The sequence below is a fragment of the Microbulbifer variabilis genome, from assembly GCF_052468405.1.
This window is the reverse complement of the sequence record NZ_CP174343.1, coordinates 2,024,267-2,046,496: the sequence shown is the minus strand read 5'-3', so window position 1 is coordinate 2,046,496 and position 22,230 is coordinate 2,024,267. Positions and strand designations below refer to the sequence as shown.

Below are 22,230 nucleotides of genomic sequence, written 5' to 3'. Positions count from 1 at the left end.
ATTTTTAAGTCCGTGCTGTCAATCGATTTAACTATAGCATTGAATAACTTGGTTATGAGGTGAGGTGCTATGAACCCGGCAAGTAGAGAATAAGAGTTCATCTATTTCATTGCCGGGTTACGAAAGCTAGGTTGCCTGATGTGAAATTTTTCTTACGGGAGAAGACTAGTTCATCACACCAAGTTTGCAGCCCTTGTTTTTAATCTTCACCCATTTGCTCATAAAGTTGACTGGCGATGTGTAGGCTTCATAGATAACCGCTTGACCCCAGGGCGTCACAGCTCCTTGCATGGGCTTAGAATAGGAGAAGGATCCCATTACCCATGCGCTCTTTGTTACACAGTCCCCTTTGGTTGGGAAGCTGGATGTTAGGGTAGGGTTATGATTGTACACGAGATTGGTGGCATTCAAGAGTTGTTGGGCTCTGGTTACTACGGTGGCTACTTCGGTGTCACTTGCCGGGTGGACATAGACAGTTATGTCATTTGCTGAGCTTGGGTAGAACATCACATCATTCACTGTGCCATGAGTTTCACCGGAAGCTGAATTTTGCGCCCAAGTTTGCCAACTGCTGTCACAGACTTCGTCCCAGCTTTGAAGTCCATTCGCATTCACTACAAATGGAGAAACGTGTCCGCCACCCATGGTCTTTTTTATATTGCTAAGTGAAGTTAGTGTTTTTCCCGCTTGTATCATTACACCGACACAGCGCATATTGGCTGGGGTAACATCAAGCGCGGCGCTTAGATCAGCCAGCAGGTCATTACAGCTGGTCGCAACGGTGCGGCTCCGTACAAGGTTAGGCATTGCTTGCTCTCCTTTCTTGCATATGGGGGGGTGAAATTTAAGGTGGTTTTTTAATAGGTTTTCTCTTTAGCGATTTATTGAAGTTAGCTTTGAGTTATATTGGTCGCTTACATATTGATCTCTATAAGGTCTGCCTAATGATCATTGCTCGGAGCTAAGAGTAATTCCCCAGAATTGAAATAGGGAGCTATTCTATCGGAGCACCCTTGTGAGGGTTTTATTTTTTGCTGTAATCAATATCTATACTCTGTTTTGGCTAGAATGTGGGTGCTCTTAGCGTGTGCAAATTCATATTTGTACGGCTCTATCAGCTCTCTTAAATATCGTTATTGCTCTGAGAGACATTTCTTTTAATAGTGCGATAAACTGCCTCTCGGCCATATTTTTTTCTGGAGAAATATAAAACTCTCCCGGAGATTGCTCGACAATTTTTAGGCCTTCTGGAAGAGTTGTCCCGGCGGGAAATCGGCAAATCCAGCCATCTTGGATTAACTGATTGATCCTTTCTTGGTTAAAAATCCTCACTCCTTTGCCATTTGCAATAATGATTTTCCTGTCGTTCAGCAAGGTTGTGTCAAGGTTGGCTGTCAAGAGCTCAGAAGTTTTCTCGCATTTGTGGAGACCATATTTAGGTAGGGAATCTGAGGCTATATAAATTTCGCTGAGGGGCATTTTGATCTCCCTGAAAAATAGCTCGGTCAATAGGCTTTTATGTTGTTGGTAATCTAATGTTTAAGGGTCAATTCCCGGTTTCTACCTGGCTTCAAAATGGAAAATATTTTTTTGTTTTTATTTAACTTCTTTTGGTGAATCATAACTGTGCCAAGTTCTTTGGTGCAACAAGTACTACTGTTTAACAGTAATATTTTAGATAATTTGAGGAAGGGCGGGTGTAAATTTCACACCTTGTATCAATTCGTCGCTTTTTGTAACTGGCTGGCACTTTTTGTTGAGGGTTAATCAAAAATTATCTATATAAATATTTTTTAATAAGCAGTGAGTGCTTGTGGTGAGGGTGTGGCTGGAGTAAATACTTAATAAGAACCTAGGTAGGCTTATTGAGTGCACAAATCACCCCTTCATTTTTTCCTGTTGTGGTTTTATAACCGATCGTTTTCAGGATGGTTGGAGCTGGCGGGCCGGCGGTTCATTGTGATTGTGATTGGCTGGTTTATGTAATTGAAAAATGGGGAGAGTGAATTATTTTTTCTGCTGTTTTTTTGAGATGTCTGTTGAAAAGCGAGAAGTTTCTTGTTGCTAAAGAAGCCGGGAGCATTAAGTTTGAGACGTTTTAGTTGTAAATTCCAGTGGCTGTTTAAGGTTGTGATGTTTACATCCTCTCATAGCGCGCAATGCGATCCTCAAACTATTAGGGTGAACAATCAGTATGGATAGTAAAAAAACACCGGATAAAAAAAATAAAATAGAAAGCGTTAGTCGGAGAACTTTCGCCAAGCGAGCTTTACAAGTCGGTTTGGCAACAGGAGCTGTAGCTACAGGTGTTAGCTCGGCACTGTCTGATACGTCAAATCAGTTCTATGATGAATATGACTATGTGATAGTGGGGTCCGGTGCGGGGGGTGGCCCACTGGCTGCAAACTTAGCGAGAGCCGGCTTCAGGGTTCTGGTGCTGGAAGCGGGTGCCAATGATCCTAGTGATAACACACATAATATCCCTGCCTGGCATCCCTTCGCATCAGAGGACCGCAAGCTCAGCTGGGATTTTTTCGTTAAGCACTATGCAGATCTAAGCCAGCAAAAACTGGATAGTAAATATATACCTGGCAAAGGTATTCTGTATCCCAGAGCAGCCACTATAGGTGGATGTACTACCCACCATGCGCTGATCACCGTCTATCCCCACAATAATGACTTTGATCGTATTGCAGAGAGTACCGGGGACAGCTCTTGGGAAAGCTGGAATATGCGGCGATATTTCCAGCGTATAGAGCGCTGCGAGTATGTGTCCCGTCCGGTTTTCTCTAACCCTTCACGGCATGGGTTTGATGGTTGGTTACCTACCAATCGGGGTAATCCGGCTTTGTTACTGGAAGACCCCGCAATACTGAAAATTTTTAAGGCGGCCTTGGCCAAATATGGCTTGGAAGGAGCTATCGAACAGATAGTTACGGGCAGCTTGAACCTTGATATCAATCATTGGGATGTGGCCAGCGGTTTAGAGGGGCCGTTTATTGCACCCATGGCGGCTGATAGTAAGAGTCGGCGCAGCGGTGTACGTGAGCATTTGCTGGATACACAGGCGATTTATCCCAACTTATTGCACATACGCACTAATGCCCTGGCTACACGGGTGCTGTTTGAAGGCAAAACTGCGGTGGGTGTAGAGTTTCTTGATGGGGCAAGCTTGTATAAAGCAGACCCTTATTACAATGAAAGCGGCTCCGCTGGTACTTTGCGGCAAGTGCGTGCCACTCGCGAGGTAATACTGTCGGGAGGGGCCTTCAACAGCCCTCAGTTACTGAAGCTCTCCGGTGTTGGTCCTGCGAGTGAGCTGCGAGATTACGGGATTGAGCCGGTTGTTGATTTACCCGGGGTAGGTGAGAACCTTCAGGATCGTTATGAGGTGGGTGTGGTCAGTGAGATGACAGAAGACCTGGCTCTGCTGAAAGACTGCACTTGGGGGGAGGAGGGTGATCCCTGCTTGAACCGATATCGCTATGGCTGGTTGAATAAGGGCCCTTATAGTGGCAATGGCCCAGTGCTATCCCTGGTGAAACGTTCAAAACCTGATTTGGAAGATCCAGATCTGTTTATCTTTGGAGTACCTTCAGATTTCCATGGTTATTTCCCCGGTTACTCAGAGGCGCTAAGGAATTACAAGGACCGTTTCTCCTGGATTGTGTTGAAAGGGCATACAAACAATACGGCTGGGCGGGTGACGTTGCGCTCTGCTGATCCACGAGATACACCGGATATCAATTTCCACTATTTCGGTGAGGGTAATGATGCTTCGGGTGATGATCTTGCGGCTGTTATCGAGGGGGTGAAGATCTCCAGAGATATAATGTCTGGTCCCGTTGTTGGCAAGAAGGTATCAAGAGAATTATTACCTGGGGCTGACATCCAATCAGATCAACAGATTGGTGACTTCGTTAAAAACCAATCCTGGGGGCATCACGCCTCCTGCTCAAACAAAATGGGGCCTGCCAGTGATCCCATGGCGGTGGTTGATAGCAAGTTCCGAGTTCACGGTACCAATAACCTGAGGGTTGTGGATGCTTCTGTGTTCCCTCGGATCCCCGGATTCTTTATCGTAGTGCCGGTCTATATGATCAGCGAGAAGGCCAGCGATGACATTATCGCAACGGCTACGGGGCAAATTGCCTGAGGTATCCCGTTTAAATAAAAGCAGGAAAAGAAAAAGCCCCGCGTGCGGGGCTTTATTGCATCAGAACGAGATGTTCTTTGGCGTGCGCGGGAAGGGGATCACATCGCGGATATTACCCATCCCGGTAACATAGGATACGATGCGGTCAAAGCCCAGGCCAAAGCCGGCGTGGGGCACAGTGCCGTAGCGGCGCAGATCGCGGTACCAGTCCAGGTGCTCCTTGGGAACTTCCATTTCATCCATGCGTTCATCGAGTTTCTCCAGGCGCTCTTCCCGTTGGGCACCGCCGATAATCTCGCCGATTCCCGGTGCCAGTACGTCCATGGCGGCAACGGTCTTACCGTCGTCATTCATGCGCATGTAGAAGGCTTTGATATCCTTCGGGTAGTTCATCACGATAACCGGCTTCTTGAAGTGTTTCTCGGCCAGGTAGCGCTCGTGTTCGGAAGCCAGGTCGATACCCCAGGATACAGGGAATTCAAACTTCTCCTTGCACTTCTCCAGGATTTCGATTGCTTCGGAGTAGTTGATGCGGGCAAAGTCATTATCAACGATGTTCTCCAGTCGGCTGATAGCCTCTTTGTCGATACGCTGGGCGAAAAAGGCCATGTCATCGGCACGCTCTTCGAGTACCGCTTTGAAAACGTACTTCAGCATTTGCTCGGAGAGATCGGCTACATCTGCCAGATCCGCAAAGGCGACTTCTGGCTCAACCATCCAGAACTCCGCCAGGTGGCGAGTGGTGTTGGAGTTTTCTGCGCGGAAAGTAGGGCCAAAGGTGTATACCTTGGACATGGCCAGACAGTAGCTTTCCACGTTTAACTGGCCGGATACGGTGAGGAAGCTCTCCTCGCCGAAGAAATCCTTGCTGTAATCCACAGCGCCCTTATCAGTGCGCGGTAGGTTTTCCATATCCAGGGTACTGACCCGGAACATTTCCCCGGCGCCTTCACAGTCAGAAGCGGTGAGGATTGGAGTATGCACGTAGAGGAAGCCGTTCTCGTGATAGAAACGATGAATAGCCTGGGCGATACAGTTACGTACGCGGGCTACGGCACCGCTAACGTTGGTGCGTGGGCGCAGGTGGGCGTGCTCCCGCAGGTGCTCCATGGTGTGGCGCTTTGGCGACATAGGGTAGGTATCCGGGTCTTCAACCCAGCCTACAACTCGAACTTCTGTGGCCAGCAGCTCGATGGATTGTCCCTTACCCTCAGAAGGTTTGATGGTACCGAGGATATCCACTGCACAGCCGGTAGTCAGGCGCTGCACTTCTGACTGATAATTGTGCAGGTGATTCTCAGCGACTACCTGGATCGGGTCAAAGCAGCTGCCATCATGCACGGCCAGGAAGGATAGGCCGGCCTTGGAGTCGCGGCGGGTTCTGATCCAGCCCTGCACGCGAACTTGTTCTCCTTCGCGGCCGCTGGACTTCAATAGGCTATCTACGGATTCGACTTTTACTGTCATTTTCTATCGGTTTCTCGCTGGTCCTAAAAGGTGGAATATCGCCAACTTGCCTAAAAGTTGTACAATCCACCAAGCTGAAGTTACGGCGGGCATATTGACCTGTTGCCGAGGGGAAATCCAGTCCCTTGACCATTTGGGTGCCCAGAGGGCAGGGGGTTACCAGGAAATCTCTATGGGTGTTCCGGTTGGTACCAGGGCCATAAACTCATCCTTTTCATCGTTGCTGAGAGCGATACAGCCATCCGTCCAGTTAATCCGTTGGGCGAGTGCCGCAAGCCAGCCCAGACCATTACGCTGGCCATGCACCATGATAAAGCCTATTGGAGAAACGCCTCGTTGCAGGGCCTGGGCCTTGTCTTGAGCGTTGGGGCAGGAGATATGCATAGCGCGGTAGTAGGAAGAGTCCTCTTTTTTATGATTCAGTATGTAACGCCCTTCAGGCGTTTTCTCATCTCCCTCCTCTGACTTGTGCCCCTTGGGGGATGCACCAAAGGTGACCCGGTAGGTATTTACTATCCCCTGTCCATCCATAAGTAACATCTTGTTTTCCGACTTAATAACTCGAACCAGAGTGACCTCGGCTCTGGCAAAGCTAGTTAAAAGCAGGAGTAAAATTGCAATAGGTTTCATTCCTGGGCTCTCCGGTTATTTAATGTTTGCAGAAATAAAGAGGAAAGGAGTGGTAAGTAGGTTGTTTGACCATGAGTGGTCTGCGGGGGCTTTCTGGGAGATTTATATTTTTTGCTAACCAATGTCCCTGGAGAAATTGCATGGGCCAGAAATCTAGTGGAGAGGGGAATGCGAGCAAAGCCGTTGATATTGGCTGCCAGTTTTTTCAGTTGAGATGCCAGTGTTGGGCAGTGTCGATGTTCTTAAGTAAACCAACCAGCTGACTGATATTGAAGCTAGTAGTCGCTGGCCTCTCCCGGTTTTCAGGTCTGTAGTTAACTGTGTTTTTGAGTTGGGTTAATTTTGAGGGAGCCTGTTTGAGGTTCGTTGGGAGCCAGGCAGGGAATCCTGCCCGGTGTAGCTTATGGGAGCTTTAGCTTAGCCTCGGGGCTTAACTACCGTATGTAAAACGGTATCCTGCTCAAAAAAAACGTAAAAATCGGTGTATTCCCAGCGTGTGATAGCTGGCTCACCGATAGGGCCCTTGATGCTCAGGGGCTCACCCAGTCTTGTGGTTACGTCATTTTTCTTCATTCCGCGAACTTCCTCGAAGGAGGATTCGCCACCCTGAGTGCCCACTGGCATCTCGATGGGCTTTGCCTGGGCGCCGAATGCAAAAAGCAGTGCGACGGTACCAGCAATATGGGCTACCCCGTTGCGATTTCTGCTGAACATTTATTGTTCTCCAATTTTGGTGTTCGATTACGCCACCTCATTAGAACAGAAATAATGCCAAAACACTTGGCTTTCTTCACGTTTTTCATTGTCAAAAAGCATTTTGGCCAAAGAAAAGGGATGGATAGGGTGTGCTAGGCTGACTAGTACGCTTGGTCCTGCGAGCAGGCTCGGATGCGACTTACAAGAATATTTTCGGTTTTCGGCTTACTGATTGGCGCTATATTTTTTGCGCTGTCCCTTACGCCCTCCCTGATTCCCCGCAGTGCATTTATGCAGGGCATTCTGGCTGGTACGGCTTTCACCTTTGGTTATATCTTCGGTCTGTTTGTGCACTGGTTATGGAATTACCTGGAGATTCCTGATATCCCGGTTAATCAGTGGCAGCGGCGTATATTGAAACGTGGAGCTTTAGTTTTTTGCATCTGTCTGATCATCGGTTTTCTTTGGCAGGGAACTCATTGGCAGAACTCAATTCGTGCATTGATGGGGATGGCGCCAGTATCTGGAGTTGGGCCTGTGACCGTAGGAGTGGTTGCCCTCCTGGTCTTTCTAATCTTTTGGTTGTTGGGTAAAGGGTTCCGTAGGATTATTCGGGTAGTCACGGTCCGTTTGGAAAAATATATCCCTGAGCGGGTGGCCTTGCTCACGGGGTTATTTGTGGCCCTAATACTATATTGGAGTGTTTTAAATGGCGTACTCCTTAACGCGGGGCTGCATACGATTGCGCTGATATCTGAGAGAGTCGATACCGCAGTTGCCGAGGGTTTACCACCACCAAAAGACCCAAATAAGACTGGTGGAGCACATTCCCTTTTGTCTTGGGACAGTGTTGGGCACCAGGGGCGGCGCTTCCTTTCGCTCGGCCCAACTAAAGAGGATATCAGGGAAGTAGCAGGGCGAGGCATTGAACCAATACGTGTGTTTGTGGGGCTGAATGCAGCCGAAACCCCGATGCAGCGAGCATACCTGGCCCTGGAAGAGCTGAAACGCCTTCAGGCCTTCGACAGGGAGATACTCCTGATTGCTACGCCCACGGGGGCTGGCTGGATCGATCCAGGTGCGGTCAACTCATTGGAGTTTTTATATCGGGGGGATGTGGCGACGGTTGCTGCCCAGTATTCCTATCTGCCCAGTCCGGTGGCTCTGCTTACTGATGATCAGTATGGATTGACGTCCGCCAGGGCGCTGTTCAAAGTGATATATGAGTATTGGGAGAACCTTCCCGTAGAGACCCGCCCTCGGCTCTACTTATTCGGTCTTAGCCTGGGTGCGCAGTTATCTGAAGATTCATTTGACTTCTATGACATTATCGATGATCCCCTGGATGGCGCTCTCTGGGCAGGCCCTCCCTTCGGTACAGGCATTTGGCGCATAATCACCGATAATCGCGATCCTGGAACCCCGGCATGGTTACCCCAGTTTAAAGGGGGGGAGGTAGTACGTTTTGGCAATCAGTATGGTGGTTATTTGGGGCAGGAGCCGTGGGGCCGGTTCCGTATTGCGTTTTTGCAACATGCCAGCGATCCCATAGTCTTTTTCGACTTGCGCTGGATGTTTCGTAAACCCGATTGGCTGGAGCGCCCCAGGGGGCCTGATGTATCGCCGGATCTGCAATGGTTCCCTGTAGTAACAATGTTACAACTGTTGGCGGACCTGAATGTGGGTATAGCCCCCCTGGAGTTCGGACATCGATATTCCCCTGCCGGGTATATATTGGCCTGGATGGCGTTGACCGAACCCCCGGATTGGAGTGAAGAGGAATTAAAGCGTCTGCGCGTAAAACTGAGATCCTATCCGGTGCGGTGAGATTTCCCAGACGCCATGAGTCCGTGGGTTTTTCTTGTTAAAAGCAGTTTGTGGCTTAAAGATCTACCCGCCTTAAGTTGCGGGGCTCTATGCTAGGCTGACGTTAAGCTTGGTCTAGCAGGCAGGCATGGATGCGAACAACAGTAGTCGCTTTTTCAGTTTCTGGCCTGCTGCTGGGCGCGATTTTTTTTGCTCTGAGCCTGACCCCTTCACTGATTCCGCGCAGTGCTATTGTCCAAGGCATCCTTTCTGGAGTCTCTTTTACCGTCGGCTATTCCTTTGGTGTACTTTTTCGCCGACTTTGGAAGTACTTAGATATTCCAGATATTCCACTAAATAATCGGCAGCGGCAAATACTGAAGCGCTGGGTAATTATTTTTGGTTTTTTCCTGATTTCAGGGTTTCTCTGGCAGGGTACCTACTGGCAGAACTCTGTGCGCTCATTGATGGGTATGCCTGCGGTATCTAGTACCGGCCTTATTACGATTGGGGTTGTGGCATTCGCTATATTTGTGTTCTTCAGGCAGCTAGGTAAAGGCTTCCACAAGATAGTTCTTGCAGTATCGGCACGGCTGGGAAAAAGGATTCCTGAGCGGGTGGCAATTCTTGCTGGGCTGCTGGTGGCACTGTTGCTTTACTGGGGCATTTTAAACGGAGTACTTCTGCAGTCGGGTCTGCATACAATTTCAGTTGTTTATGAACAGTTAGATGAGGTTATTGCCGACGATCTGCCTCCGCCGGAAGATCCCAACCAGACAGGTGGGGCAAATTCGTTTTTGTCTTGGGACAGCATGGGACACCAGGGGCGCCGATTTCTGACGCTGGGACCTACCGCTGAGGAAATCAAGGAGATTGCCGGAGAGGGAATAGATCCTATTAGGGTTTATGTGGGGCTGCACTCTGCTGAAACTCCTAAGCAGCGCGCTCTCTTGGCGCTCGAGGAATTGAAGCGACTCAAAGCGTTTGAAAGGGAAATTTTGCTGATTGCAACTCCGGTAGGGGATGGTTGGGTTGATCCGGGTGCGGTGAATTCCCTCGAATTCCTATATCGGGGTGATGTGGCCACGATAGCGGCTCAGTACTCATACTTGCCGGGTCCGATCGCATTGCTGACGGATGACAAATATATCCGAATGTCGGCTCGCTGGCTGTTTAAGGTGATTTATGATTACTGGGAGACTTTGCCTGCCAGTACGCGCCCAAGGCTTTATCTGTTTGGACTTAGTTTGGGTGCACAGCTTTCCGAGGATTCATTTGAGTTCTACGATATTATCGACAATCCCATCGACGGTGCGCTTTGGGCAGGGCCTCCATTTGGAATGGGCGTCTGGCGAATGATTACCGATAATCGTGATCCAGGCACGCCCGCCTGGTTACCTCAGTTTAAGGGTGGTGAGGTAGTGCGCTTTGGCAATCAATACGGTGGCTACTTGGGGCAAGAACCCTGGGGTAGGTTCCGCATTGCATTCCTTCAGCACGCCAGTGATCCAATAGTCTTCTTTGATTTACGCTGGATGTTCCGAAGGCCTGATTGGCTGGAGCGCCCCAGAGGACCGGATGTGTCCCCGGATCTTCGGTGGTTTCCTGTAGTTACCATGCTGCAGTTGATCGCGGACTTTAATGTGGGGGTAACACCGCGGGATTTTGGGCATCGCTATTCACCGGCTGGATACACCCTCGCTTGGATAGCCCTGACGGAGCCTCCCGATTGGAGTGAAGCGGAACTCAAACGCCTGCGGATGACGCTAAAAACTCAGTCAAAGCGCTGATGTTGTGTAAATGCTTGGATTTCTTAGTCCTTTTCCGTTTAAATCTGCTCTATGTTAAAACCTGTACCCCTATTTATCGGCCTGAGGTATGTGGCTGCCCGGCGTCGGCAGCAGTTCATTTCCTTTATCAATGGCTTCTCTTTGGTGGGCATGGCGCTGGGCGTTCTTGCGCTGATCGTTGTGACTTCTGTAATGAATGGCTTCGATCGTGAGCTTAAAACACGGATTCTCAGTGTGGTTCCCCACGGTTTTATTGAGCGTGAAGGGGGACTACAGAACTGGCAAGGGGTGGCAGAGCAGATTGAGCAGCAGCCCCACGTTGAGGCGGTCAGCCCCTTCGTTAAGGGTTTTGCTCTGTTGAGCGCCTATGGTGAAAGTCATGGAGTGCAGTTTCAGGGAGTGGAACCGGCTGCCTTGCGCAATGTCTCCCAAGTGGGCGAGAACATGATTTTGGGCAGCCTGGATGAGTTGAAGCCGCGTAGCTATCGCATTGTGCTTGGCCGTATCCTGGCTCAGCAGTTGAATGTGATGCCCGGTGAGTCTGTGATACTCACTCTGCCTCAAGTTTCGGTAACCCCTGCCGGTATTTTTCCCCGTACTAAACGTTTTACAGTAGCTGGCGTATTTTCCGTTGGTGCCCAGGTGGATCAAAATATTGCCCTGATGAATATTGAAGATGCGGCCCGTCTAATGCGCATACCGGGCAAGGTCCAGGGGCTGCAGCTGCGCTTCGATGATATGGATAACGCTTTAGGTAGGGTTCCCCTGTATGCCAGCGAGTTGGGAGAGGGTTTTAGCGGTGAAGACTGGAGCCATTCCCAGGGCAACCTGTTCCAGGCGGTGAAGATGGAGAAGACGGTAGTCACATTGATGCTGATGATTATCGTTGCCGTCGCTGCTTTTAATATCGTATCGGCCCTAGTCTTGATGGTGGCAGATAAGCGCTCTGATATCGCAGTGCTTAGGACCCTGGGACTTACATCCCGGCAGATTATGGCGGTGTTCGTGGTGCAGGGCAGTGCAATCGGCCTGATAGGTGCTTTTAGTGGCGCGGTATTGGGGATATTGATAGCACTCAACCTGACCGAGATGGTTACTTGGGTTGAGAACCTGCTGGGGGCCAAAATATTTGACCCGCGGGTATTTTTTGTCAGTTATCTGCCATCAGAATTCCGAGTTGGTGACGCCGTTGTTGTGCTTTCCGTGGCTATTTGCATGAGTCTTCTGGCGACCCTTTTTCCAGCTTGGCGCGCGGCTCAGATCGAGCCTGCAGAAGCTTTGCGCTACGAATAAATGTCAAAAATCAATTGATTAGTAATGATTGTTGACATGATTTATACGAATTGAGAGACGACGAATAGATTGATGAATAGCCGAGTGGAAATAGATACCGAGCAAGCTCGTCCGGCACTGGATACCCATGATGCCGTGCTGGCCTGTCATAAGCTGTGCAAGAGCTACCGACAGGGGGGTAGGGATCTCGCGGTCTTGCGAGGTGTTGAGCTGGAAGTGAAGCGTGGCGAAAAGCTGGCAATTGTTGGTGCTTCCGGGTCTGGTAAATCCACTCTGCTCAATCTGTTGGGCGGCCTGGATACGCCAAGCTCTGGCGAAGTGCGGGTGGCGGGCCAAAATCTGGCGGACTTGAATGCCAATGAACGCGGCTGGCTGCGCAATACCAGTCTTGGCTTCGTCTACCAGTTTCACCATCTTCTTAATGAATTCACCGCCCTGGAAAATGTGGCTATGCCATTGCTGATTGGAAAGCACAGTGTGGCGGATGCCCGTGCCGAGGCAAAAGCCATGTTGGAGGCAGTGGGTCTAGGCGAGCGAATTGGCCATAAGCCCTCGCAGCTTTCCGGTGGTGAGCGCCAGCGTGTGGCTATCGCGCGTGCGCTGGTTACCCGTCCAGCCTGCGTGTTAATGGACGAGCCTACTGGCAACCTGGATAGGGCAACAGCCCAGGAAATTCACAGGCTGATGGATCAACTCAACCAGGATATGGGTATCAGTTTTGTAATCGTTACCCATGACCCGGACCTTGCTGCAGCACTGGATCGCTGTTTGCACTTGATAGATGGCGAACTTCTCAGCGACTGGCATCAGGGTGACCATGTTTAAGCCGCTTCCCGCATTTATTGGCCTGCGTTATGCCGGCGCCCAGCGGCGAAGTGATGACTCCGCCGGACTGGTTTCCTTTATTTCCGGCTTGTCGATGATCGGCCTAGTCCTCGGCGTCGCTCTGATGATTGTGGTGATGTCGGTGATGAACGGTTTCGATCGTGAGCTGCGCGACAGAATTCTCGGCATTATGCCCCATGCAACCATTTACAACGCCAGCTCCGAGGTAGATTGGGCAGCGATGCGAAAAAAGCTGGCTGCCGATGCTCAGGTATTGTCTGCGGCTGAGGTTTGGCAGGTAAACGCACTAGCTCGGCGTGGCGCCGAGGTAACACCACTGCTGGTCCAGGGGGTTAACCCGGAAACCATTGTTGAAGTTTCGAATATCAGCGAGTTTCTGAGCCCCGAGGCATTTCCGGCAATGCTTAATACTGTTGAGCCCGGCGTAGTGCTCGGGCGTGGTATCGCCGAGAAGCTAGGGGTGGAAAAGGGCGATTACCTCTCCCTGATTGTGCCAAACAACGATGCGGCCTCTGGTGGTCGCCGTGCTGCCAGGGTGGCTGGTTTTAGGGTTGCGGAGGTGTTTCACTCTGGAACCGCCCTTGACCAAACGCTGGCTCTGGTCTCTTGGGACCAGGCCAAGGCACTGGCAGGCAGTAAGGGCGGAGCAGGGGTGCAGTTGCGCGTTACAGAGATGCTGGAGGCCAATTGGATTATGCGCCGACTGCTGCAGGAGCTGCCCAGGGAGGGTTTCTATGGCACGGACTGGAGTCGAACCCATGGCAATCTTTACCAGGCGATCCAGATGTCCCGCAATCTGGTGGGGCTGCTGGTCTTGCTGATAATTGCCATCGCTGCCTTCAATGTGGTTTCCACACTGGTAATGGTGGTGATAGATAAGCACACGGATATCGCCATTCTGCGTACCATGGGTGCCAGCACCCGCCAGATCCTGCTCACTTTTGTTAGCCAGGGCGCATTAGTCGGCCTGGTCGGGGCTCTAGTTGGCGGTGCCCTTGGGGTCTTGGGTTCGCTCACAGTGACAGACCTGGTGGCGGGCCTTGAGTCACTCTTTGGTATCCAGTTCCTCAAGTCTGATGTCTATCCGGTGGACTACCTGCCCTCGGAATTATCCTGGGCAGATGTAGCGTTAGTCGTAGGTGCAGGGTTCCTGCTCAGTCTCCTGGCTACTCTCTACCCTGCGTTGCAGGCTAGCCGTGTGCAGCCAGCCGCGGCGTTACGCAATGAGTAGAGGGCCCAAGTGTGAGAAGCGTTGCCGGAGTGATGCGTAAATTATTACCTGTTCCTTTGGCGGCCACAGCGTGGGTAGCAGTATTGTTCGGTACTTTGTGGTTTGATGAGTGGCGGGTGAAAACCTTCTGTCCACCTGGCTTGCGTGAAGGTTCCGTCTGTTATGCGGAGGGGTGGGAGATGCACCCTCTCTGGTTGGTGAGTATGGGAGCCGCCCTTTCTGCCCTTGCGGTTATTTGGGTCGTTGCACTTTCTGCCAGCGGAGATCGTGCAAAGGCGGCAACCATAGCTTTCCTGTTTGGGGCTCTTGCTGCACTGGGGCTGGGTATCGCTACCGACTACTCTCTACCCGCGCTAGTAGCTGTTGGTGTGGGCGCAGGGGCTTTATGGAGTGTCAGGCAGTTTTGCCGTAGGGGTGCTAGCTGACAGCGGAGCGCCGTTCCAGGCGCAGTTTCCAGCGTTTTACCACGTGCCAGCGCCAAAGGGCGCGCATAGAAAAATAGGCCAGGGTAGCAAAGAAAATACCCGCCAATAGTGAGCCGAAAAATAGCGGCATCCAAATCTTTCCTACTTCTTCCGTGAGCCACTCCCAGGATAGCTCGATATCAAAGTCCACTGGTGGGGTGCCCAGAATCCAGGCACCCAGTTTATAGGTGCTGTAGAAGATAGCCGGCATGGTGAGAGGATTGCTAATCCACACCAGAATTATCGATAGCGGCAAATTGCAGCGCAGCCATAGGGCTAACAGTGCGGCAATAATCATCTGTCCGGGCAAGGGCAGGAAGCTGGTAAATACGCCAACTGCGAATGCAACTGAAACCGAGTGCCTATTCAGATGAAATAGGTTGGGATCGTGGAGAAGAGTCCCCAGAAACTTGAGCCCGTTCTTGGCTCGGATTTCTTCGGGGCTTGGCAGCCATCGCCTGATAATACTCTTCGGCATAACTCTGTCTGAAACCTGGGTGCTGGCAGCCTTTTTAAATGAGCGCTGTACCGGGGTTTGGAAATTCTTGCTAGGGATTTTTTCCCACCCCAGATAAGCATAGAGCGCCCCCGGTAGTGGAGCATGGCGTATCTGGCGCGGGCGCTATTATGCCCACTTCGGTGTTGCAAGACTACTGCTGCCGCAAAAGTCATTCTTCACTTCAAATTGTCAACAATCTGTCTTAAGTACATTAGTTGACGCTCAGGTCGTAGTGTTTTAAGGTCTGCGGGATTTTAAGATTGTCGACAATGTTAAGGGCAAATGGCTACTATTGGTATGAACGTCCCGATACGTGAAGCCCATCAGAGTCTGGCTGAGCGTCTTTTTTTGACACTGCGCGGTGAGATTGTAGAGGGGCGCATCGCTGCGGGCAGCAAAATTAGTGAGCCTGAGCTTGCCCGGCGTTTCAATGCAAGCCGGGGGAGCCTGCGCGAGGCTCTAATGCGCCTGGAGTCCCTGGGTTTGTTGGAGCGCAGAGTGAATGTGGGCGCCCGTGTGGTCGAGCTGAGTGAGCGGGGCCTATTGGAGCTCTATGAGGTGCGTGAAGCCCTTGAGGGCATGGCCTGTAGGCTGGCAGCTGAACAGCGCAGTGACGAGGACTTGGTGGCTTTGCGCGGAATGCTTGCGGGCCACGAGCAACAGGAGGAGCTGCAGGCTGGCAAGGCCTATTTCCAACCGGAAGGGGATTTCGACTTTCATTTTCGCATAGTGCAGGCGTCCAAAAATGATTTACTGATCGACACGCTATGCAATCGTCTTTACTACCGTGTTCGTATGTATCGCTACCAGTTGGGTATGGCCAGTCCCAGGGCCCAGCGTGCGTTTCGCGAACACAGCCATATCATCGAAGCCATAGAAGCGGGGGATGGGGAGCTGGCAGAGTTATTAATGCGCCGGCATATCCGCGCTTCCAGGCAGAATATTGAAAATAAACTGAGGTAGAGTATGAGCAAAAAGCCTTCCGCCGGCGCGCGTTTTCGCACCGCACTTGCAGAAAATTCACCGTTACAGGTAGTCGGTACCATTAATGCGTATTCCGCGATCATGGCCGAACGTATTGGCCACAAGGCAATTTACCTTTCCGGTGCAGGTGTTGCCAACGCCTCCTATGGTCTGCCCGACCTGGGTATGACGAGCCTCGACAATGTACTCGAGGATGTTCGCCGTATTACCGCTGCCAGTGACCTGCCGCTGTTGGTAGATATAGATACTGGTTGGGGCGGTGCTTTCAATATCGCTCGCACCATTAAAGAGATGATTCGTGCAGGCGCAGGTGCAGTGCATATTGAAGATCAGGTTGCACAAAAGCGTTGCGGCCATCGCCCAAATAAGGAAATCGTTTCCAAGCAGGAAATGGTGGATCGTATCAAGGCTGCAGTAGATGCCCGTACCGATGATAACTTCTTTATTATGGCCCGCACCGATGCCTTTGCTCAGGAAGGGCTGGATGCGGCCATTGAGCGTGCCCAGGCATGCATTGAGGCCGGTGCCGACGGTATCTTTGCTGAAGCAGTCACTGAATTAGAGCACTACAGAGCGTTTAAAGAGGCATTGAACGTGCCGATTTTGGCAAATATTACCGAGTTTGGTAAAACCGAACTGTATAACACCAAAGAGTTGGGTGACGCCGGTGCAGATATCGTACTGTATCCGTTGTCGGCGTTCCGCGCTATGAATCGTGCTGCGGAAAATGTGTACACCAGCATTCTGCAAAATGGCGACCAAAAAGCGGTTGTGGATACCATGCAAACCCGTGAGGAGCTGTACGACTACCTCAATTATCACGTGTTTGAGCAGAAACTCGACGAGCTGTTCAAGAAGTAACGGATTTTCGTTTCGAGTAGATACCAGCGTGGTATTTACTCAACGAATAAAGAAACTGCGTATTTAAAAAGGGGAGATAAGAAGATGGTAGAGAAAGCATTGGGTGGTGCCGGTCTGCGCGGCCAGGTTGCGGGTAAAACTGCACTGTCTACAGTGGGCAAATCCGGTTCCGGCCTGACTTACCGTGGTTACGATATCAAAGATCTGGCTGAGCACTGTCAGTTTGAAGAAGTGGCCTACCTGATTTTCTACGGAGAGTTACCTACTAGCGGTCAGCTTGCTGAGTACAAGGCGGTGTTGAAAAGCATGCGCGGCCTGCCGCAAGCGCTGAAAGAAGTTCTTGAGCGCATCCCCGCTGATGCCCACCCGATGGATGTCATGCGTACCGGTTGCTCCATGCTGGGTAACCTGGAAGGTGAAGAGTCTTTCGCGCAGCAACTGGAGAAAGCCAACCGCCTGTTGGCCGCTTTCCCATCCATTATTTGCTATTGGTACCGTTTCACCCACGACAATGTGCGTATTGAAACTGAAACCGATGATGACAGCATCGGCGGTCACTTCCTGCATATGCTGCGTGGCGAAAAACCTAACGCGCTGCATGAGCAGGTTATGAACGTTTCCCTGATCCTGTATGCAGAGCACGAGTTCAACGCATCTACTTTTACCGCACGTGTTTGTGCATCTACTCTGTCAGACCTGTTTAGCTGTATTACTGGAGCGATCGGTACCCTGCGCGGGCCCTTGCACGGTGGTGCTAATGAAGCGGCGATGGAAATGATCGAGCGTTTCTCCAGCCCTGATGAGGCAGAAAAAGAACTGCTGGGAATGCTGGAGCGTAAAGAAAAAATTATGGGCTTTGGGCACGCTATTTATCGCGAGTCCGATCCGCGCAATGTGATCATCAAGGCCTGGTCTGAAAAGCTGGCTGAAGATGTGGGTGATACTGTGCTTTACCCAGTATCAGTCCGTTGTGAAGAAGTGATGTGGCGCGAGAAAAAATTATTCTGCAATGCAGACTTCTTCCACGCTTCCGCGTATCACTTTATGGGGATTCCCACAAAGTTGTTCACACCGATTTTTGTAATGTCCCGCGTTACTGGCTGGGCTGCACATGTATTTGAACAGCGCGCTGACAATCGCATTATTCGCCCGAGTGCAGAGTACGTAGGTGTTGAGCCTCGTACAGTCACTCCAATCGCCGAGCGTGGTTAATTTTCATTTCATTATTGAAGTGAAGCACACCCAGTGTGCCGGCTTCAGGTTGCCTTTTGGGGTGATCTGGAGCCACTCTCGGAAGAGATATGATTTTAAAAAGATTCGACTGAACTGATTTACCTGCTATGAATACTGATTACCGCAAATCACTGCCCGGTACGGACCTCGATTTTTTCGATACCCGCGCCGCCGTTGACGCGATCCAGCCCGGAGCCTATGCCAAACTGCCGTATACCTCACGTATTCTGGCGGAAAACCTAGTGCGTCGCTGCGAGCCGGAAAAACTGTCCGACTCCCTGAAACAGATTATCGAACGCAAGCGCGAATTGGACTTCCCATGGTTTCCGGCCCGGGTTGTATGCCACGACATCCTCGGTCAAACCGCACTGGTAGACCTCGCCGGTCTGCGCGATGCTATTGCCGATAAAGGCGGTGATCCCGCCAAGGTAAATCCAGTTGTTCCCACCCAGTTGATTGTGGATCACTCTCTCGCGGTAGAGCATCCCGGTTTTGAGAAGGATGCTTTTGAAAAAAACCGTGCGGTAGAAGAACGCCGCAACGAAGATCGCTTCCACTTTATCAACTGGACCAAAACCGCATTTGAAAACGTCGATGTGATTCCCCCCGGTAACGGCATCATGCACCAGATCAATCTGGAGAAAATGTCTCCGGTGGTGCAGGTGCGCGAGGGCGTGGCCTTCCCGGATACCTGTGTCGGCACTGATAGCCACACACCGATGGTAGACGCCCTGGGTGTGATTTCTGTGGGCGTTGGTGGCCTGGAAGCTGAGAGTGTGATGCTCGGCCGCGCCTCTTATATGCGTCTGCCGAATATTGTTGGAGTGGAGCTCACCGGAAAATTGCAGCCGGGTATTACCGGTACCGATTTGGTATTGGCTCTCACTGAATTCCTGCGCCGCGAGCGCGTGGTTGGTGCCTACCTGGAGTTCTACGGCGAAGGGGCTTCCAACCTGACCCTGGGCGATCGCGCCACTATTTCCAATATGACTCCGGAGTATGGCGCTACTGCGGCCATGTTCTCTATCGATGAGCAAACTATCGACTACCTCAAGCTCACCGGCCGCGATGATGAGCAGGTAGCCCTGGTAGAGAAGTTTGCCAAGGAAACGGGCCTCTGGTCCGACACCTTGAAGGATGCCGAATACGAGCGCGTACTGGAGTTCGATCTGGACACAGTAGGTCGTAACCTTGCTGGCCCCTCCAACCCCCACGCGCTGCTGCCGGCCTCGGAACTGGCCAATCGCGGTATCGCCAAGGCCTGGGAAGAGAAAGCCGGTGAGATGCCCGATGGTGCTGTGATTATTGCGGCGATTACCAGCTGCACCAATACCAGTAACCCGCGCAATATGATTGCCGCAGGCCTGATTGCCCGCAATGCCAACAAGCTTGGCCTGACCCGCAAACCCTGGGTGAAATCCTCCCTGGCACCGGGCTCCAAAACGGTAAAAATGTATCTGGAAGAGGCCGACCTGCTACCGGATCTGGAGCAGATGGGCTTCGGCGTAGTGGCTTTCGCCTGTACCACCTGTAATGGCATGAGCGGCGCCCTGGACCCGAAAATCCAGCAGGAAGTGATCGACCGCGATCTGTATGCTACTGCAGTCCTGTCTGGCAACCGCAACTTCGACGGTCGTATTCACCCCTATGCCAAGCAGGCTTTCCTGGCTTCACCGCCGCTGGTCGTTGCCTACGCTATAGCCGGTACCATCCGTTTCGACATCGAAAAAGATGCGCTGGGATACGATGCCGATGGCAACCCGATTACCCTGAAAGACATCTGGCCCAGCGACGAAGAGATCGATGCGATCGTACGTCAGAGCGTGAAGCCGCAGCAGTTCCGCGATGTGTATATTCCCATGTTTGAAGAGCGGGGTGCCGCAGAAGAGCAGGGTCACGCACTCTATGACTGGCGTCCAACGAGCACCTATATTCGCCGTCCACCTTATTGGGAAGGTGCCCTGGCAGGCGAGCGCAGCTTGAAGGGCATGCGCCCGCTGGCGTTGCTGGGTGACAATATCACTACCGACCACTTGTCTCCCTCCAATGCCATTCTGGCCAGCAGTGCTGCCGGTGAATACCTGGCGAAGATGGGATTGCCGGAAGAGGACTTTAACTCCTACGCAACCCACCGTGGTGACCACCTCACTGCCCAGCGTGCAACTTTCGCCAATCCGAAGCTGCTCAACGAAATGGTACGCGATGATAAGGGCGAGATTCGCCAGGGCTCTCTGGCTCGTGTCGAGCCGGAAGGGCAGGTTACCCGTATGTGGGAGGCGATCGAGACTTATATGGATCGCAAGCAGCCGCTGATTATCATTGCTGGTGCCGACTATGGGCAGGGCTCTTCCCGTGATTGGGCTGCGAAAGGTGTGCGCCTGGCCGGCGTGGAGGCGATTGCCGCCGAAGGCTTCGAGCGTATTCACCGCACCAACCTGATTGGTATGGGTGTGTTGCCGCTGGAGTTTAAGCCGGGTACTACCCGCGAAACCCTGGGTATCGACGGTACCGAAAGTTTCGACGTAATCGGTGAGCGTACCCCCCATGCCACGCTGACTCTACTGATCCACCGCGCCAACGGTGAGACAGTTGAAGCTCCAGTTACATGCCGCCTGGATACCGCAGAAGAAGTTTCCATTTATGAAGCTGGGGGTGTTTTGCAGCGCTTTGCTAAAGATTTCCTCGAAGCAGAAGCGACGGCCTGAGTTATGAAGTTTACTCCTCAAGTAAAAATCCCCGCGACTTACATGCGCGGGGGAACCAGCAAGGGTGTTTTCTTCCGTTTACAGGATCTACCCGAAGTTGCGCAGGTTCCAGGAGAGGCCCGTGATAATTTACTGTTGCGGGTAATCGGCAGTCCGGACCCCTACGGTAAGCAAACCGATGGTATGGGTGGCGCCACTTCGAGCACCAGCAAAACGGTGATCCTGTCTGCCTGTGATAAGCCCAATCACGATGTGAACTACCTATTTGGCCAGGTTTCCATCGATAAGCCCATGGTCGATTGGAGCGGCAACTGCGGTAATCTCACTGCGGCTGTTGGAGCCTTTGCGATTAATAGCGGCTTTGTGGATGCTGCGCGGATTCCAGAGAATGGTATTTGTACAGTGCGCATTTGGCAGGCCAATATTGGCCAAACCATTATCGCCCATGTGCCTATTACCAACGGTGAAGTCCAGGAAACCGGAGATTTCGAGCTGGATGGTGTAACTTTCCCGGCAGCCGAAGTGGAAATTGAGTTTATGGACCCCTCGGACGGTGAGGGTGCCATGCTTCCCACCGGTAACCCCGTCGATGATCTGGACGTGCCCGGGATCGGTGTGCTCAAGGCGACCATGATCAGTGCCGGTATCCCCACCATCTTCGTCAATGCGGAAGATATTGGCTATACCGGCACTGAGCTTCAGGATGCCATTAATGGCGATAGCAAGGCACTCGCCATGTTCGAGACCATCCGTGCCTACGGTGCAGTGAAGATGGGCCTGATTTCCTCTGTGGAGGAGGCCGCGGCCCGGCAGCACACACCGAAGATTGCCTTTGTCGCCAAGCCACAGGGCTACATCGCCTCCAGTGGAAAAAAGGTAGCGGCGCAAGATATTGATTTGCTCGTGCGAGCCCTCTCCATGGGTAAGCTGCACCACGCCATGATGGGTACCGCTGCTGTAGCTATCGGTACTGCAGCTGCGATTCCCGGCACCCTGGTAAACCTCGCCGCCGGTGGGGGGGATCGTAATTCCATTTGCTTTGGCCATCCTTCAGGCACATTGCGGGTTGGAGCCCATGCAAAAGTTGTTGGTGGCCAGTGGGTGGCCACCAAAGCCATTATGAGTCGCAGTGCCCGGATCCTGATGGAGGGGTGGGTAAGGGTGCCTGGCGATAGTTTCTAGGGTTAATTGGCGTCACTTTGGCGGGGGCCCTGTAAGGTTCCCGCTATTTTTCACTTCTTATCTCCTTTACTTCTAGTTATTTAATAAGTGCTTTTTCCAATTGAGTAAGCTTGATCTGAAGCCAAGACATTTTTCTCTCTGGCTGGTGTAAAAAATTTCACCGCTTTCTGTGGGAATTTGTCTCCTTAATTTATGTAAAATAAAAAAATATTTCTAGAGTCTGCTTCCATTCCTCCAAATATTTAAGTAGTTGGCTGATATCCTGGCTTAAAGCAGATTGGTCCGATTTGTCCTAATCGCGATCCCTCCCGTCGTATCTTGGTTTCACAGAGCTCTCCTTTCTGAGATTTTAATCTAGTCGCCGTATAGCCGACGGCCTTTAGGGTT

Annotated in this window: 18 protein-coding genes; 12 read left to right on the top strand and 6 right to left on the bottom strand. The window is 51.6% G+C overall.

What is annotated here, in order from left to right; genetic code table 11:
• Nucleotides 1-165: 165 nt before the first annotated feature.
• The gene (locus ACJJJB_RS09285; protein ID WP_020412988.1) at nt 166-807 is read right to left on the bottom strand and encodes a hypothetical protein; all 642 of its coding nucleotides are present in this window, start codon (nt 805-807) and stop codon (nt 166-168) included.
• 288 nt (nt 808-1,095) lie between these two features.
• Nucleotides 1,096-1,479, bottom strand: coding sequence for a hypothetical protein (locus tag ACJJJB_RS09280; RefSeq protein WP_020412987.1), 384 nt, complete (start codon nt 1,477-1,479; stop codon nt 1,096-1,098).
• Nucleotides 1,480-2,194: 715 nt separating this feature from the next.
• On the opposite strand from ACJJJB_RS09280, the gene ACJJJB_RS09275 reads away from it, so the two are divergent.
• The gene (locus tag ACJJJB_RS09275; protein WP_445366112.1) at nt 2,195-4,156 is read left to right on the top strand and encodes a GMC family oxidoreductase; all 1,962 of its coding nucleotides are present in this window, start codon (nt 2,195-2,197) and stop codon (nt 4,154-4,156) included.
• A gap of 60 nt (nt 4,157-4,216) precedes the next feature.
• On the opposite strand, the gene asnS is transcribed toward ACJJJB_RS09275, so the two are convergent.
• The 3 genes from asnS to ACJJJB_RS09260 form a co-directional block, all read right to left on the bottom strand.
• On the bottom strand, nt 4,217-5,623 hold the full coding sequence (gene asnS / locus ACJJJB_RS09270) for an asparagine--tRNA ligase (protein ID WP_020412985.1): 1,407 nt from the start codon (nt 5,621-5,623) through the stop codon (nt 4,217-4,219).
• Between the two features lie 156 nt (nt 5,624-5,779).
• A complete protein-coding gene (locus ACJJJB_RS09265; RefSeq protein ID WP_445366111.1) occupies nt 5,780-6,253 on the bottom strand; it encodes a L,D-transpeptidase family protein in 474 nt (157 codons plus the stop codon).
• A gap of 417 nt (nt 6,254-6,670) precedes the next feature.
• Complete coding sequence (locus ACJJJB_RS09260; RefSeq protein WP_020412983.1) at nt 6,671-6,967, bottom strand: hypothetical protein; 297 nt, start codon at nt 6,965-6,967, stop codon at nt 6,671-6,673.
• A gap of 174 nt (nt 6,968-7,141) precedes the next feature.
• Here ACJJJB_RS09260 and ACJJJB_RS09255 point away from each other — a divergent pair, with 174 nt between their 5' ends.
• From ACJJJB_RS09255 to ACJJJB_RS09230, 6 genes are all read left to right on the top strand, one after another.
• The gene (locus tag ACJJJB_RS09255; RefSeq protein WP_020412982.1) at nt 7,142-8,776 is read left to right on the top strand and encodes an alpha/beta hydrolase; all 1,635 of its coding nucleotides are present in this window, start codon (nt 7,142-7,144) and stop codon (nt 8,774-8,776) included.
• A gap of 131 nt (nt 8,777-8,907) precedes the next feature.
• A complete protein-coding gene (locus ACJJJB_RS09250; RefSeq protein WP_020412981.1) occupies nt 8,908-10,545 on the top strand; it encodes an alpha/beta hydrolase in 1,638 nt (545 codons plus the stop codon).
• A gap of 51 nt (nt 10,546-10,596) precedes the next feature.
• Nucleotides 10,597-11,838, top strand: coding sequence for a lipoprotein-releasing ABC transporter permease subunit (locus ACJJJB_RS09245; RefSeq protein ID WP_445366110.1), 1,242 nt, complete (start codon nt 10,597-10,599; stop codon nt 11,836-11,838).
• A 72-nt stretch (nt 11,839-11,910) separates the two neighbouring features.
• On the top strand, nt 11,911-12,663 hold the full coding sequence (lolD, locus tag ACJJJB_RS09240) for a lipoprotein-releasing ABC transporter ATP-binding protein LolD (protein ID WP_282953354.1): 753 nt from the start codon (nt 11,911-11,913) through the stop codon (nt 12,661-12,663).
• Nucleotides 12,656-13,915 (top strand): lipoprotein-releasing ABC transporter permease subunit, encoded by a 1,260-nt coding sequence (locus ACJJJB_RS09235; RefSeq protein ID WP_020412978.1) that lies wholly within the window; start codon nt 12,656-12,658, stop codon nt 13,913-13,915. The genes lolD and ACJJJB_RS09235 overlap by 8 nt, the downstream gene beginning before the upstream one ends.
• A gap of 11 nt (nt 13,916-13,926) precedes the next feature.
• Nucleotides 13,927-14,340, top strand: coding sequence for a hypothetical protein (locus ACJJJB_RS09230; protein WP_157533447.1), 414 nt, complete (start codon nt 13,927-13,929; stop codon nt 14,338-14,340).
• Here the strand turns inward: ACJJJB_RS09230 and ACJJJB_RS09225 are convergent.
• Nucleotides 14,333-14,857, bottom strand: a complete 525-nt coding sequence (locus tag ACJJJB_RS09225) for a DUF2062 domain-containing protein (RefSeq protein WP_020412976.1) — start codon at nt 14,855-14,857, stop codon at nt 14,333-14,335. The genes ACJJJB_RS09230 and ACJJJB_RS09225 overlap by 8 nt on opposite strands.
• 318 nt (nt 14,858-15,175) lie before the next feature.
• Between ACJJJB_RS09225 and ACJJJB_RS09220 the strand changes: the two genes are divergently transcribed.
• The 5 genes from ACJJJB_RS09220 (at nt 15,176) to prpF (ending at nt 21,843) form a co-directional block, all read left to right on the top strand.
• The gene (locus ACJJJB_RS09220; protein ID WP_445366109.1) at nt 15,176-15,841 is read left to right on the top strand and encodes a GntR family transcriptional regulator; all 666 of its coding nucleotides are present in this window, start codon (nt 15,176-15,178) and stop codon (nt 15,839-15,841) included.
• A 3-nt stretch (nt 15,842-15,844) separates the two neighbouring features.
• Nucleotides 15,845-16,723 (top strand): methylisocitrate lyase, encoded by an 879-nt coding sequence (gene prpB / locus ACJJJB_RS09215; RefSeq protein ID WP_282953358.1) that lies wholly within the window; start codon nt 15,845-15,847, stop codon nt 16,721-16,723.
• An 84-nt stretch (nt 16,724-16,807) separates the two neighbouring features.
• Nucleotides 16,808-17,935 carry a bifunctional 2-methylcitrate synthase/citrate synthase gene (prpC, locus tag ACJJJB_RS09210; RefSeq protein WP_353376279.1) on the top strand — a complete coding sequence of 376 codons (1,128 nt, stop codon included), beginning with the start codon at nt 16,808-16,810 and terminating at the stop codon, nt 17,933-17,935.
• A 128-nt stretch (nt 17,936-18,063) separates the two neighbouring features.
• The gene (gene acnD, locus ACJJJB_RS09205) at nt 18,064-20,661 is read left to right on the top strand and encodes a Fe/S-dependent 2-methylisocitrate dehydratase AcnD (RefSeq protein WP_445366108.1); all 2,598 of its coding nucleotides are present in this window, start codon (nt 18,064-18,066) and stop codon (nt 20,659-20,661) included.
• A 3-nt stretch (nt 20,662-20,664) separates the two neighbouring features.
• Nucleotides 20,665-21,843, top strand: a complete 1,179-nt coding sequence (gene prpF, locus ACJJJB_RS09200) for a 2-methylaconitate cis-trans isomerase PrpF (RefSeq protein ID WP_445366107.1) — start codon at nt 20,665-20,667, stop codon at nt 21,841-21,843.
• Nucleotides 21,844-22,230 lie beyond the last annotated feature (387 nt).